Source organism: Paenibacillus sp. FSL H8-0280 (assembly GCF_045040665.1).
Lineage (GTDB): Bacteria > Bacillota > Bacilli > Paenibacillales > Paenibacillaceae > Paenibacillus > Paenibacillus xylanexedens_A.
The window spans coordinates 509,657-523,650 of sequence record NZ_CP150296.1 but is presented as its reverse complement, the minus strand read 5'-3'; the positions used below and the strand labels follow the sequence as shown (position 1 = coordinate 523,650).

Sequence of the window (13,994 nt, the reverse complement as noted above, 5' to 3'; positions counted from 1 at the left end):
GTATGATCACCTCAGAACTATCGTAACCTTCCAAGGTTAAAGCCAAAGTAGTCTCCAGTTTAAGTTTAGTTTAAAAAGCTATTTCAGCGGTTTGTTGTTTCCCTGTTTCCCCTTACCACTGTAGATATATGTCTGGACACCCGTATCGGAACTGTCTACCCGCTTGCGCAGACCCATCTCACGAATCAACAGGTCTACAATGGATAAGCCCAGACCTGTGCCTTTTGTGTCGGAATTCGGTTGCATTCCCGGACCCCGATCCTGAATAACAATAGCCGTCTCACCCTGAATCTCCTGGGTTGATATGCCAATATACTTCCCGCTGGCGGCATGACGAATCACGTTTTGGAACAAATTATCAAGTACACGGCGCATGCCCTGTTCATCCATATGCCAGATCAGCGGTTCCTCCGGGAGGTCAATATCAATCTCAAATTGCTCTTTCTCCCAGACCGGGTACCAGGCCGCCGCCGTTTCCCTGACGATCCGCAGGATATCTTTCTCTTCCAGCTTCAGTGTATATTTCCCGCTCGTGAGCAAATTGTAGGATAACATGTTGTCAATGAGCCCGCCGAGGTCCTCCATTTTCGCTTCCATTCGATGTAATGAACGGTCACCTTGCTCGCTCAGCTCTTCCTTGTGCAAGGCATGCATATGTCCACGAATCACCGTTAGCGGGGTACGCAGATCGTGGGAAAGCCCCGCAATGAGACGTTTGCGCAATTGTTCTTCCTCGCGTTCACGGTGACGGCTGTCGGACAGTTGATGCACCATCTGATTGAAGGCTTCTTCCAGTTGACCGATCTCGTCTGACTGGCGGATATCTACCGGAAGCGGGAGGCCTTCCTTGCCTGTGGTCATCATGGCGGTCTGCAAACGAATAAGTCGTTTGCGAATGCGTGCGAAGAAGAGAATCGACATCATGATAAAGCTCAGAAAGATGATGGTCATTACAATGCCGAGATACAAAAGTTCCAGCAGCCCGTTACTGTGATTCATTTGCAGAAGTGATCTCGGCACTTCAATGATCATGAAGCCCTGTCCTTTGTCCTGCTCATCTCCGCCAATATATGCAACTACGGTCAGTGGATCGCGAAAGGAAGCTTCTTTCATGAATTGCACGGTATTGTTTACATTCCATAAGGCTGGAATATGAGTCTCTGTCGTTTGCCCGGAATCCAGTGACCATCTCAGTGTCGTGTCTGTTCTGCCATCCGGCGACGTGGATTTCAGAAGCGTTACATCTTCACCCCCAAGAATAAAGAGAGTCTCACCGCTCACATTCACACGATACATGGAAGATTTAGGATACGAGCCATGTAATTGCTCCAACCGGGCCTTAATCTCTTCATCCGAAGCCCCATCCAGGTTCTTCGCTTCACGTGACCAAAGGTTACTGATTCGGGTAACGTCACCGTAAGGTGCCGCTCGGTCTGTGTTCGTGTTATTCACTACGACAATATATATAACGGATATGATCGGAAGCACAACGGGCACAAATAATACAGCCGCCAAGATCAGGATGATGTATCTGGACATCAAGGACCGCCCAAAGCGAAGCTTGCGCCGCCCGGATTGCTTTTGATCCATGCTTCGTTCTCCCTTCCGTTCACCCTTCATGATCTTCCGTTCCCTGAACCACCGAATCATGGCTTCTTCACACGATATCCCACACCGCGGACCGTCTGAATAACTACAGGATTGGCCGGATCAAGCTCCAGCTTTTCGCGAAGATGTCGAATATGTACCATTAAAGTTTTGTCCCCATCCAGATAGGGCTCGTTCCAGACGGCTTCATAGATCTGCTCTTTGGTTCGAATCATGCCCATATGTCGTAGCAGGTAGGCGAAGATGTGGAACTGTTTTCCCGATAAAATAATCTCATCTCCCGTCTCCTCATTGACGATCCGATTGTCCTTCTCATAGATGGAGAGATGATCCAGCTTCAGGGCTGTATCCGATGAGACCGCTGTTCCTGCCTTACGCAGTTGTACTTCAATCCGGGCAGCCAGTTCATCGGGGTGAAATGGTTTGGTCACATAGTCATCGGCAAAATCAAGACCGTGCAACTTGTCGTCAATGGACGTTCTGGCCGAGAGCATGACAATGGGAACCCCAGGAAGTTCTTTTTTCAGTCGCTGGCCCACCGTAAATCCATCCAGCCCGGGCAGCATGACATCCAGAATAATGAGTGAGCAACCGACAGCAGCCTCCGCTGCACCTTCACCACTGCCGAGCCATACCACCTCATAACCGCGCTCCTCCAGATCGGCTCTGACCCAAGTCGCAATTTCCGTATCATCTTCAATATATAACAGTTTGGTTTTCATCCGAATATTCGTTTCCTTTCTGTCCCCATTGGGTTAATGATATATCTGAGCATCATCATGATAAAAGCTGCCTATAACATATGAATTCATGTCTTATTGAAATGTTGAAGTCTCTTACGTTACCACGCATTCTAATTATAGCTTATCCATTAACTCGGGTAACGTCATATCCATCAAGTCTACCAAGTACATACTAGTTCTACACCTGACGGGAGGAAATTCATTATGCTGTTGGAAGCCATCTATCATCAACCGAAACGAAACTGGGCCTATGCCTATGACCAAGATACAATCCATCTGCGTTTGCGTGCCAAAAAGAATGATCTGACCGAGGTACATGCCCTGACTGGGGATAAATATGCGTGGGATGCAACCAAAGCGCTGGTTCCCTTAACGAAGTTCACCTCTGACTCCATGTTCGATTACTTCGAGGGTGAAGTGAAACCTCCCTACCACCGACTGAAGTACTCTTTTCTGCTCAAAAACGGGGACGAACTGATCTGGATGACCGAGACGGACTTCCAGGAAGAAGAACCGGACGATCCGGGTCGTATGTTCCAGTTCCCCTATATTCATGCCGGAGCTGTATTCACACCCCCTGCATGGGTTAAGGATGCGGTGTTCTATCAGATTTTCCCTGAACGATTCGCCAACGGCAACCCGGATATTAGTCCGGAAAAGGTAGAGCCGTGGGGCGGCGAGCCGACACCTTTCAATTTCTTCGGCGGTGACCTTCAGGGCGTGATCGACCATCTGGATTACATCAGCGATCTTGGCATTAATGCGATCTACTTCACACCCATCTTTGAAGCCACCACCAATCACAAATACGATACCGAAGACTACCTGCGGGTAGATCGTCACTTTGGTGACGCAGATACCGTGAAACGACTGGTCGAGCTGTGCCATGCACGTGGAATTCGCGTACTTCTGGATGCTGTGTTCAACCATTCCGGGAAGACATTTGCGCCGTTTGTGGATGTACAGAAGAACGGAGAACAATCCAAATACAAGGACTGGTTCCATGTACACGAATACCCGCTGGACGTGAAGGACGGCATTCCAACGTATGAGACCTTCGGATTCGAAGCGCACATGCCAAAGCTGAATACGGAAAATGCCGAGGTGAAGGCTTATCTGCTGGAGGTTGCTGAGTACTGGATCAAGGAAGTGGGCGCGGACGGATGGCGGCTGGATGTGGCAGACGAAGTGGACGATGCATTCTGGCGTGATTTCCGCCGTGTAGTCAAAGCCGCTAATCCGGATGCCTATATTCTGGGCGAAGTATGGAACGAGTCTTCTTCCTGGCTGCAAGGCGACCAGTTCGATGCTTCCATGAACTATCCGTTTACCGATGCCGTGAATGCTTTTTTTGTGAAAAATACAATGCACGCCGAACAGTTCGCAAACTCCATCGGGCGACAGTTGTCCCGTTATCCGCTTCAGGCCAGCGAAGTGGCGTTTAACTTGCTGGACAGTCACGATACCCCGCGACTGCTTACGCTGTGTGAAGGCGACCAGCGCAAGATGAAGCTGGCTGCGTTATTTCAGTTCAGTTACATGGGCGCTCCGTGCATCTATTACGGAGATGAGATTGGCATGGACGGCGAACATGATCCGGGCTGCCGTAAATGCATGGAATGGGATGAAGCGAAGCAGGACCGAGAGCTGTTCGACTTTTATCAGAAACTGATCTCCCTGCGTCATGCTCATCCTGCCCTGCGTGCAGAAGGCACCGTTCGTTTCCTGCAGGCTCGTCCCGATGGCAGCCAACTGGTATTTGAGCGACAAAATGAGGAGGAACGCATTTTGGTTCTGTTCAATCGATCAGAGGAGACGGCTATTGTCGAGCTGGAGGCTGGTGACGAGGAATGGACCGAGTTATTCGGCGGAAACCATCGTACTGCCAAGGAAGATGGCGTACTCGCCATTGAATTGCCCGCGTATGGATATGCCGTACTGAGTACTAGTCTCACATAAATATCAAGTTACACTTGCTCATATGCAAGACAGGAGTCTATTTAATTCATCGGCATATCAAACGAAATAGGCGCTCACAGATCTGTTCCTGATCTGTGGAGCGCCTATTTCGCATATCAATCACTATCATGGGATTACTCCGGCTGATCCAGTTGTTCCTTGAGCAATTGAATGGTGGCTTCATATTGCACAAGTCCCACTTGCATGCACAACCGTTGTGAAGGCGAAATGTGTTCGCCAAACTCCTTCATCTGACGCTGAAGCTTGTCATATAACAATTCCTTGCGTTTCAACTCTGTTGAAATCCACCCCGTTACAGTATTCTCATCCGCCAACTCTCCGAAATACAACCGCATCAGAAAATCAGAACGGAACACCTCGTCTTCCAGGGGACTCATCAGGTAGGCGTGAAACTGTGCTGCTCCCTCCGGAGTCAATGAGTACACGTTCTTGTCGGGTTTCCCTTCCTGCCTCACCGATTCCTTCGTGAGCAACCCTGACTTCTCCATCTTCGCGAGTGTAGGATATATGGTGCCAAAGCTGGCATCAAAGAAAAATGAAAAATATTGTTCAAAGTACTGCTTGATCTCATAACCCGAACATGGCTGATTGTGCAGTATTCCGAGGATGACATGCTGCGTGTTCATCGGTGCACCGCTCCTTTCCATTCCTCTTAACGTATCACAATCAGCCCCCCATATTCAATGATCGGATGAAGACACGGATGCTTCCAGAGCAGCAGGTACAGTAGCAGGCTGTTTCTCCCTCCGAGGTTCAGAGATTGCCGGGTTGGAACGTCTGATCCAGATGCTAAAAGCACCCAGAGTCAGCGTTGTAACTCCGATTACCCCAAGAAACAATGCATCCCGGCCAATCCCGTTTCCCCCAAGCACAAGGTTCGTCATCCCCTCTACCGCATAGGTCGCCGGTAGATAATGACCGATCCCTTGGTAGAACTCAGACATTACATCGCGCGGAATTGTTGAGCCCGAGGACAACATCAGCAGAGGCAACAGCGCACTGTTTAACCAAGCCCCAGCATTGCCAAGCAACAACAAGCTCAACTGAGCCATGAGTATAAAAGATATGGTGACCAGCAACTGGAACAGCCATAACATTAACCAACCATCTGCTGAGGATACCCCCATAACGTGCATCATCCCCGATCCAACAAGCGAAACGATAAATGCCGCACCAACATTCACGATGTTACGCGCCCAGAAGCGCTCCCATTTCCCTGCCCTGCCACTCAGTTCTCCAGAAACCTTTTGCAGATTCATGCCAAGCAACATCGCTCCGGTAAACGTAGCCGTTACAATCAACATCGGTACCATGGAGAAAGCAAAATTATCAACAGGATTCAGTCGCTCCACCTCTGCCTCCACGCGTGAAGACAACCCCAGCGCCAGCGCATCGGACTGATCAGCAGTCATACCGGACTGATTCAGCACTCCGCGAATGCCATTCTCTTGTACTTCACGATTCAATGTCGCTGTAACTTGTGCAGCTACGTTCTGCATCACACTTTTCACGGTAGCCACGTTTGATTCGTTCATCACATATTTCACTGTCATCGGCTTCGACAAGTCTTCTGCCTGCTGCATGAAACCTGATGGAATCTCAATAATCATGTACACATCCCGATCTGTTAACATCTGTCTTGCTTCTTGCATTGATTCAGATGGTATGATCTCGAAATTCAGACCTGCCGCCAAAGACTTGGCCACCGGTTCAGCCGCTACCCCGTCTTCATTCACGATGGTGACAGCCAACTGAGTCATTCTTTCGTTAACCTGATCGTATCCGCTAAGCCAGATGATATTAAAAAACACCTGGAACAGCACGGCCGTAATTAAACCTACAATGGTGGCTCCGTTTTTCAAAAACAGCAGACTCGTCTGGAAAATTCCTTTCATTCTATCCATCTCCTTTAGTTTTGTTTCGCTCTCATATATATCGTATCGATATATGACAGTAGTTAATATATCAATACGATATATATGTCGTCAATGTTTTTTTGTTTTTCTTCGTTGGAAAAAGACAAAAAAAGCCGATACATCTCTTCACCAGGAAGGTTTGTATCGGCTTCTCGTATCCAGTAATGAGCTCTTCTTCACCTTTAATAATCAAGGCTCAAGGTTTCACGAGTTAGCGTTAGATTTAATTCATATCCATCCTATTTATGCCTTAGGTTCTACGTCATTTTCAGCAGGAGACTCCGGCTCAGGCTCGGCACGCTTTGCCTTTGGTTTAGCCAACTTCTGCATCATTTTGCGGCCGGTTGGTGTCTGGGCCAACCCGCCCTGGGCTGTCTCCCGGTGACGGCTCGGCATCGCACTGCCTACTTCCAGCATGACGTCGATGACTTCATCTGACGGAATAGCACTACGCACTCCGGCCAAGGCCATGTCAGCCGCAGCCAGCGCCGTAACTGCACCCAGTCCATTACGGACGATGCACGGAATTTCAACAAGGCCTGCCACCGGATCGCAGATAAGGCCCAGTGTATTTTTTAACGCCAAACCAACGGCATGAACGACCTGTTCCGATGTACCTCCACGCAGTTCAACCATGGCACCCGCAGCCATGCCGATCGCGGAACCCACTTCCGCCTGACAGCCACCTTCGGCACCGGAGATAAATGAATTGTTGGCAATAACATAACCAATCGCTCCCGCACAGAACAAGCCGTTTACCAAGTGTTCGTCCGTCCAGCCAAACCGCTCTTGTGAACTGATAAACACACCGGGGATAATGCCGCAGGAACCGGCTGTTGGTGTTGCCACGATCCGACCCATGGAGGCATTCACTTCAGATACACACAGGGCATACGCCATGGCAAGTGCGGAAGCATCTCCTGAACAAGTCTCACCTTTGCGAATGTACTCGGCCAATTTTTTACCGTCTCCACCTGTTAGTCCACTGCGTGATGTCGTATCTTCCGTTAACCCTTTGCGTACCGCTTCCTTCATCACCTGATAATATTCTGACATCTGCTGCACAACATCCGCTTCCGGTGTATTGGTCTCCTGAACTTGCTCCTCGATCATCAGCTGAGCAATGGTTTTGGATTCCGCTGTACAGATCGTATTCAGTTCGTGCAAATGTTTAAACCGCATCCGAATCAACTCCTCTCTTCAAATCTATGACACGAATGTCTAACACATGGTCCAGCTCCCTTAGACGCTTGAGCATATCAGGATTAGGCACACCGTCCATCTCCATAGCAGTCAGTGCTTCACCATCACGGGCTTTCCGGTCCACCTGCATATACCCGATGTTAACCCCGGATGAACTGATCGTGGACGTTACCGACGCAAGCACCCCTGCTTTGTCTGCATGTCGAAGAACGAGTGTCGGGAACTCACCACTAATCTGAACACGAAAATCATTCATCGAATGCACCGATACGCTTCCACCACCAATGGATGCACCGATTAAGGAGCAGGCACGTTCTCCATGCCACAACTCAATTTTGACCGTATTTGGATGAGGAGCAGGCAGGCCACTTGTATAAAACTCAACCTCCATGCCCGCTTCCTCTGCGTATTGCTCTGCATCCGGGATACGCGGATCGTCTGTGACATAGTCCAGCAGACCACCGATCAGTGCCAGATCTGTTCCGTGCCCCTGATACGTGTCAGCGAATGAACCGTACAACGTCAGCCGAGCACGATCTGGCGTACATCCTAGCCACTGTCGAGCAATTCTCCCTAACCTTGCCGCTCCAGCTGTATGTGAACTTGAAGGCCCCGTCATCGACGGACCAATAATTGAAAAAACATCTTTAAATCGCACTTGTAACCCTCCAATTGTATTCGTCATTTCCATCCAGAATCTGATCCACATTGTTCCTTATTTACTGAATGATGACATCAAAAAAGGACAGAAGAAGGCCTCAGGCCCTCTCTCTGTCCTCGATACCTGAGAGTTTCACGATCAGCAGTGTCTGATGACAAGGTGCATTGCCTGCGATTACAGACAAGTTCACCGGGCTGACTGATCATATACCCCTTGGGTGGCGCAGTTCGCGCACTCTCCAGAGTTGCGTCCAACGATGGTACATTTACCTGAGAGATTAACCACTGCGCCGGGTGCGCAGCAGCTTGCTCCTTCGGTGCCTGAACTACTAGCCATTTTGTTTGGCTAACCCAGGTCTCTCCCGCTCGTTATCATCCGCCGTATGGAACCATTCTGAGCTTATGTCAGAACAGTCATGGAAGTCATTCATTTCTTCTTCATTAAGATTAATCGACCGGAAGATCAGTGTCAACAAACTTGACGATTTCTTTGGGTTTATATCCATCATTTCCTATTGAACCGATGATAACCAGAATATTTTGTTAGCTTTCATTACATTAATGCGATAAAAAGATCTTTTAAACAGGTTATTTCGTTCTACTTCAATCAATGATGTGCTCACTACTATTTATGATATTGTCCACGAAACCGTTCGGGTATTCAGGCAACCATCTATTTTGAACCACACTACTCAGTAGCCCATCCGAGTCTGCACATCTGGATTATAAATCACAGTTCGTAGAAGATGCTCTTGTTCTGTACATAAGGTCGGCAATACTTGCTGCATAGCTTCGGCATGCGATCTTTCATCCATTCGTGCCTTGACTCATTTGCCATCTGAAAGGCATAATAACCCAGTGTAAAGATCAACATGAACCCTTCCATTAATCGAATATCACGATCCGTCAGTGGCGCGATCTGTTGGGTATAACCGGATAAGAATATGTCACGTTCCTCCCGATTGAACATAAGTGCTGCCCCTCCGGCATCAAAAAGATAATAACCATAACCGTGTAGACAAAAATCAATCATGGAAATTCCCTGCTCCGTTATCAGCAGATTGTTGCGAGTAATATCCCCATGAATGATCCCCCATGTCCCTGCGTGATGCGGGTATGTTTCTAACTGCTCATTAATGTTCTCAAACGTCTCACGAAGCAGATCGAAGTCTTCCGTTGTAAAAATCCCCAGTCGGACACCTTCCTCTAGCTGCCCTAGCATGACCAAGTTCTCATGGATGTTGCCATATGCCGGCCGCACCTTTGTTCGATCTGTCTGATTCTGCTCACGCCCATATTGATGAAGCATCTGCAGTTGTGCCCCAAGATCATAGATCTGCTCTGTTGTCAGGCGTTCTCCCTGCTGGATGTCCCTTCCCTCAATCCACTCCAGTACTGTACAACAAATCTCTTTCCCTTCCTCATTTGTCCATACCGTGACCCATTCACCGGATGCATTGCGTACCGGATGCTGCACGCGCAATGCTGTCGTTGCGTTTAACTCATGAAGCAGGTTCATCTCTGCCTCCAGCGCAGGAAGCGTATGTTGAATCCCTGACATACTTGCATATGCGGCTTGATGGATACGCAGCAGATACTTCTGCGCGCTTGCTTCATCCACGACGTGGTACGTCAGATTCTCGTTGTGACGAATATATGAAACGACAGGTTTCTCAATAGTGTAGTTCTGTATAATCTGAGCTGCCATATGGTCGTAATACATCTGGTCCGTAGTGATTATCAACATCTCCTTCAAAGTAATGTAAACGTTCTCTTATTACTAAATATCGTAGCATGATTGCTTTACATACAGCAATTTTTTCCAAAATGAAATTAAAAAAGCACAACTCCCGAACAACCGTCCAGGCATTGTGCTTTCTTTTGTCTCTATTTATTTCTTAATCTCTCTGTCTGTTGCTCTATGTGACACTCCATGATCCAATTAACCGAAACGACCCATGATGTATTCTTGCGTCAGACGATTGTCCGGGTTCGTGAAAATATGCTCCGTATCCCCGTGCTCAATCATGCTTCCCAGATAGAAATAAGCCGTGTAATCCGAGATGCGTGCCGCCTGCTGCATGTTATGGGTAACAATAACAATTCGTAGCTCCTTCTTGAGCTCGGTAATCAACTCTTCAACTTTACCCGTAGATACCGGGTCAAGTGCAGATGCCGGCTCGTCGAGCAGCAGAATCTGTGGTTCAACAGACAAGGCGCGAGCGATACATAGGCGCTGCTGTTGTCCGCCAGAGAGAGACAGAGCTGACTCATGCAATCTGTCTTTTACTTCATCCCAGAGCGCAGCACGACGCAAGCTTTTTTCCACAATTTCATCCAGTGCCTTCTTACTCTTCGTACCACGGTAGCGGGGGCCAAACGCGATATTGTTGTAGATGGACTTATGAAAAGGATTTGGCTTCTGCCACACCATGCCAATCTTCTGGCGAAGCTTGATTACATCGGTTCCAGGCTCATTCAGGTCGTTACCGTCCATCCAGATATGTCCCTCTGTACGGGAACCGGCAATCTCGTCGTTCATCCGGTTCAGCGACCGGAGGAACGTGGATTTACCGCAACCAGACGGCCCAATAAGAGCCGTTACGCTTGCTTCAGGAAACGTCAGGCTAATCTGCTTGACCGCCTGGAAATGTCCATAATATATGCTTAACTGTTCCGTACCAAAAGGTATGGCCATGTTGGTTCCTCCTTATTTCGAAGCTGTCATGCGGCGGAATACAACCCGACCGATCCAGCGTGCACTTAGATTGAACGCCAGCACGAGAATGACAAGCACGGCGGACGCCCCTGCTGCCACTTCTTTGGAATCTGGCCCAATACCTTCACTATTTACTTTCCAGATATGAACAGCAAGTGTCTCTGCCGGACGGAAAGGATTAAGCGGTGATCTTGGACTCGTCGGATTCCAATCTGTAAAGTCCAATGGTGGACTACTCATACCTGCGGTGAACATCAGCGCAGCTGCTTCACCGAAGATCCGACCCGATGCCAGGATCGTACCCGTAATCAAGCTCGGCAATGCCACAGGTAGCAGAATCGAAGTAATAATCTTCCACTTGGACAGTCCAAGCGCCAGACCTGCTTCCTTCTGTTCCTTCGGAACGGCACGGAAGGCCTGCTCCGTTGTCCGCACCATCAGTGGCAAGTTAAAGATCGCCAGAGCCAAGGCACCCGAGATTAGGGAGAAACCAAGACCAAATTGATTTACTAGCAGCAAGAGACCAAACAAACCGATAACGATGGATGGGAATGATGACAATACTTCAACGACCAGACGAATGAAGCTGGTAATCTTGCCTGGTTTGGCGTACTCTGCCATGTAAATTCCGCCGCCCCACCCGAGTGGAATGGTAACAATCAAAGTCAGGACAAGCAAGAATACGGAGTTGAAGAGCTGTGGACCAATCCCGCCGCCACCCTTAAGCAACTGTGGTGCGCTCGTCAGGAAGTTCCAGCTAATATGCCCAATGCCTCTATACATGATGAAGCCAAGCAGCCCGAGCAATAGAATAACAATGAACAGGGCCAGTACAACGATAACGGATGTTGCAATTTTATCTACCGTCTTTGCCTTCATTTTCATACCCGGTTTCTCCTTTCAAGCAGGCGAACCAGAATGACGAAGACAAAGGTCATCACCAACAGGACAAGCGCCATACTCCACAGTGCATTGTTATGAACAGAACCCATCGTGGTGTTACCCATGCTGAGTGTAATTACACTTGTTAGTGTTGAAGCTGATTCGAGCAAGGATGTTGGAACATGCGGCGCATTACCGATAACCATCTGTACAGCAAGAGCCTCGCCAAAAGCACGGGCCATCCCCAATACGACACCTGTCAACAAAGCTGGCAAAGTCGTTGGGATAATAACACGGTAGATGGTTTGCCAGCGAGTGGCACCGAGTGCGTAGGAAGATTCACGCAATCCTTTTGGTAACGCGGATAATGCATCTGCCATAATACTTGTCACCGTAGGAAGAATCATTACGGCGAGAACAAGACATCCGGCTGCAATCCCGACGCCTGTTCCACCAAAGATACTGCGAAGCAAAGGTACGATGACACTCAGACCGATAAATCCGTACACAACGGATGGAATTCCGGACAAGAGCTCAATCGCAGGCTGCAAGATCTTTTTCCCTTTACCCGGAACAATCTCTGTCATGAAGAGCGCTGCACACAGGCCAAGCGGACTTGCGATCAGTGCTGCAAGCAAGGTTGTAATGAAAGAACCTGTAATGAACGGTAATGCCCCGTAGAACGCAGGTTCCCCTGTTGGATTCCACGTTTTCCCACCAAGAAATTCGCTGATGCTTATTCCATTTTGGAAAAATGTCGATAGTCCCTTGGACGCTACAAAATAAACAATGGAAAACATGACAACGATCAGGAAAACGACACAAATCGACGTATAGATCCGTCCCGTCCACTCTTCCCAATAATGTTTCTCTTTTAAGGGCCGGCGCGGTTTCAACTTGTTATTCATTACCGTTCCCCCTTCGGTCTGTTCCATAACAACCATCCTTCTATAGTAGAATTAATGCAAAATATGGGATTATTTTAGAGCAAACCGCGTAAAGAGGCGGGACCTAAGTCCGCCTCTTTCGCTGTATGCGCAAGTTCAAAGATTACTCAACCACATTACCTGCTGCATCGCGTTTTACTTTCATACCTGACATTGGAATGTATCCAAGTTCTGTCACGTCGTTTTGTTGAATTTCGTCACTCAAGATGTAGTCCAAGAATGCTTTTGTTGCTGCATCAGGCTCACCTTTTGTGTACATATGCTCGTAAGCCCACACTGGATAAGTTCCTGCTTCTACGTTCTCAACTGTTGCTTCTACACCTTCGTATTTCAACACTTGCAAGCTGTCATCCAAGTAAGACAAGGCAAGGTAACCAATAGCACCTGGCGTTTCAGCTACCAGTTTTCTTACGTTACCTGAAGAATCTTCTTGAATGGAACCTTGGATATCACCCATTTTTTCACCCAATGCATATTTCTCGAAAGTTGCACGAGTACCGGAACTACTCGGACGGTTTACAATAACGATTGCTTGATCCGCGCCGCCAACATCTTTCCAGTTCGTTACTTTACCGGAGAAAATGTCGATCAGTTGTTGCTTCGTCAAATCTTCTACACCTGCATCTTTGTTGCTAACTGGCGCCATAGCTACTACTGCTACTTGATGGTCAACCAATTCTTTTACTTTGGCTTCGTCCTCCAGTTTCTCTTCTGCAAATACATCAGAGTTACCGATTGTAGCTTGTCCGTCAGATACTTGTGTCAAACCAGTACCACTACCGCCACCTTGAACTTGAACGGTTACGTTCTTATATTCATCAACTGCCATAAATTTCTGTCCAGCTTGTTCTACCAGAGGTAGCAATGCTGTCGATCCGACTGCCAGAATGTTACCGCTAAGCTCAGTAGCAGCTTCTCCTGATCCATTGCTTGCGGCACCCTCTGTACCAGCGTCATTTTTCGATCCGCATGCTGCGAGAACCAGTACGAACGTTAAGGTCATCAAAATAAACGGCAACTTTTTAAACATGTTTTGTTTTCCTCCCCCAATGTAGTGATGGCGTTTTGTGAATTTGTTTGTTCACCATCAACTCTTTACTCATTGTAGTTTCGGTATGTCATCTTAAAATCAGTGTTTTGTAAACGCAATGTTAAAAATATCGGCTGTATATTGAAATTTATCTGAGATTTAATCTAGCGCTGAAGAGGTCGCTACGGGAACGGACGTTGTTTCAATCCGTATTGTGTCCAGATTTCCATGAAAAAAATTTACTTATAGATATATGAAGTATCTGATACCTTGAGTGGCCGTTCCGGTTAAGGATCGTTCTTCTGA

The 13,994-nt window shown here is 48.0% G+C and carries 12 protein-coding genes and 1 riboswitch; of the genes, 1 reads left to right on the top strand and 11 read right to left on the bottom strand.

Annotated elements, in window-relative coordinates:
• Nucleotides 1-78 precede the first annotated feature (78 nt).
• A complete protein-coding gene (locus tag MHI12_RS02490; RefSeq protein ID WP_341005923.1) occupies nucleotides 79-1,590 on the bottom strand; it encodes a HAMP domain-containing sensor histidine kinase in 1,512 nt (503 codons plus the stop codon).
• A gap of 56 nt (nucleotides 1,591-1,646) precedes the next feature.
• Complete coding sequence (locus MHI12_RS02485; protein ID WP_341005922.1) at nucleotides 1,647-2,330, bottom strand: response regulator transcription factor; 684 nt, start codon at nucleotides 2,328-2,330, stop codon at nucleotides 1,647-1,649.
• Between the two features lie 225 nt (nucleotides 2,331-2,555).
• Between MHI12_RS02485 and MHI12_RS02480 the strand changes: the two genes are divergently transcribed.
• Nucleotides 2,556-4,310, top strand: a complete 1,755-nt coding sequence (locus MHI12_RS02480; RefSeq protein WP_405171416.1) for an alpha-glycosidase — start codon at nucleotides 2,556-2,558, stop codon at nucleotides 4,308-4,310.
• Nucleotides 4,311-4,444: 134 nt separating this feature from the next.
• On the opposite strand, the gene MHI12_RS02475 is transcribed toward MHI12_RS02480, so the two are convergent.
• The 9 genes from MHI12_RS02475 to MHI12_RS02435 form a co-directional block, all read right to left on the bottom strand.
• Complete coding sequence (locus MHI12_RS02475; protein ID WP_341005920.1) at nucleotides 4,445-4,957, bottom strand: PadR family transcriptional regulator; 513 nt, start codon at nucleotides 4,955-4,957, stop codon at nucleotides 4,445-4,447.
• A gap of 54 nt (nucleotides 4,958-5,011) precedes the next feature.
• Complete coding sequence (locus MHI12_RS02470; RefSeq protein ID WP_405171415.1) at nucleotides 5,012-6,226, bottom strand: YhgE/Pip domain-containing protein; 1,215 nt, start codon at nucleotides 6,224-6,226, stop codon at nucleotides 5,012-5,014.
• Between the two features lie 264 nt (nucleotides 6,227-6,490).
• On the bottom strand, nucleotides 6,491-7,429 hold the full coding sequence (gene sdaAA / locus MHI12_RS02465) for an L-serine ammonia-lyase, iron-sulfur-dependent, subunit alpha (RefSeq protein ID WP_405171414.1): 939 nt from the start codon (nucleotides 7,427-7,429) through the stop codon (nucleotides 6,491-6,493).
• Nucleotides 7,419-8,108 (bottom strand): L-serine ammonia-lyase, iron-sulfur-dependent subunit beta, encoded by a 690-nt coding sequence (sdaAB, locus tag MHI12_RS02460; RefSeq protein ID WP_074093257.1) that lies wholly within the window; start codon nucleotides 8,106-8,108, stop codon nucleotides 7,419-7,421. The genes sdaAA and sdaAB overlap by 11 nt, the downstream gene beginning before the upstream one ends.
• Nucleotides 8,109-8,359: 251 nt before the next feature.
• Nucleotides 8,360-8,485: riboswitch (glycine riboswitch) on the bottom strand.
• Between the two features lie 355 nt (nucleotides 8,486-8,840).
• Nucleotides 8,841-9,857 (bottom strand): phosphotransferase enzyme family protein, encoded by a 1,017-nt coding sequence (locus MHI12_RS02455; protein WP_405171413.1) that lies wholly within the window; start codon nucleotides 9,855-9,857, stop codon nucleotides 8,841-8,843.
• A gap of 195 nt (nucleotides 9,858-10,052) precedes the next feature.
• Complete coding sequence (pstB, locus tag MHI12_RS02450) at nucleotides 10,053-10,808, bottom strand: phosphate ABC transporter ATP-binding protein PstB (protein WP_036616781.1); 756 nt, start codon at nucleotides 10,806-10,808, stop codon at nucleotides 10,053-10,055.
• 12 nt (nucleotides 10,809-10,820) lie between these two features.
• The gene (pstA, locus tag MHI12_RS02445) at nucleotides 10,821-11,708 is read right to left on the bottom strand and encodes a phosphate ABC transporter permease PstA (protein WP_026081329.1); all 888 of its coding nucleotides are present in this window, start codon (nucleotides 11,706-11,708) and stop codon (nucleotides 10,821-10,823) included.
• Between the two features lie 2 nt (nucleotides 11,709-11,710).
• On the bottom strand, nucleotides 11,711-12,646 hold the full coding sequence (gene pstC / locus MHI12_RS02440) for a phosphate ABC transporter permease subunit PstC (RefSeq protein ID WP_017690972.1): 936 nt from the start codon (nucleotides 12,644-12,646) through the stop codon (nucleotides 11,711-11,713).
• Between the two features lie 115 nt (nucleotides 12,647-12,761).
• Complete coding sequence (locus MHI12_RS02435; RefSeq protein ID WP_341005916.1) at nucleotides 12,762-13,688, bottom strand: phosphate ABC transporter substrate-binding protein; 927 nt, start codon at nucleotides 13,686-13,688, stop codon at nucleotides 12,762-12,764.
• Nucleotides 13,689-13,994: the final 306 nt, after the last annotated feature.

What these genes read in the sequence shown, in the direction of transcription:
- MHI12_RS02490 (WP_341005923.1), bottom strand. Translation starts at nt 1,590, where the DNA reads ATGGATCAAAAGCAATCCGGGCGGCGCAAGCTTCGCTTTGGGCGGTCC.
- MHI12_RS02485 (WP_341005922.1), bottom strand. Translation starts at nt 2,330, where the DNA reads ATGAAAACCAAACTGTTATATATTGAAGATGATACGGAAATTGCGACT.
- MHI12_RS02480 (WP_405171416.1), top strand. Translation starts at nt 2,556, where the DNA reads ATGCTGTTGGAAGCCATCTATCATCAACCGAAACGAAACTGGGCCTAT.
- MHI12_RS02475 (WP_341005920.1), bottom strand. Translation starts at nt 4,957, where the DNA reads ATGAACACGCAGCATGTCATCCTCGGAATACTGCACAATCAGCCATGT.
- MHI12_RS02470 (WP_405171415.1), bottom strand. Translation starts at nt 6,226, where the DNA reads ATGAAAGGAATTTTCCAGACGAGTCTGCTGTTTTTGAAAAACGGAGCC.
- sdaAA (WP_405171414.1), bottom strand. Translation starts at nt 7,429, where the DNA reads ATGCGGTTTAAACATTTGCACGAACTGAATACGATCTGTACAGCGGAA.
- MHI12_RS02455 (WP_405171413.1), bottom strand. Translation starts at nt 9,857, where the DNA reads ATGTTGATAATCACTACGGACCAGATGTATTACGACCATATGGCAGCT.
- pstB (WP_036616781.1), bottom strand. Translation starts at nt 10,808, where the DNA reads ATGGCCATACCTTTTGGTACGGAACAGTTAAGCATATATTATGGACAT.
- pstA (WP_026081329.1), bottom strand. Translation starts at nt 11,708, where the DNA reads ATGAAGGCAAAGACGGTAGATAAAATTGCAACATCCGTTATCGTTGTA.
- pstC (WP_017690972.1), bottom strand. Translation starts at nt 12,646, where the DNA reads ATGGAACAGACCGAAGGGGGAACGGTAATGAATAACAAGTTGAAACCG.
- MHI12_RS02435 (WP_341005916.1), bottom strand. Translation starts at nt 13,688, where the DNA reads ATGTTTAAAAAGTTGCCGTTTATTTTGATGACCTTAACGTTCGTACTG.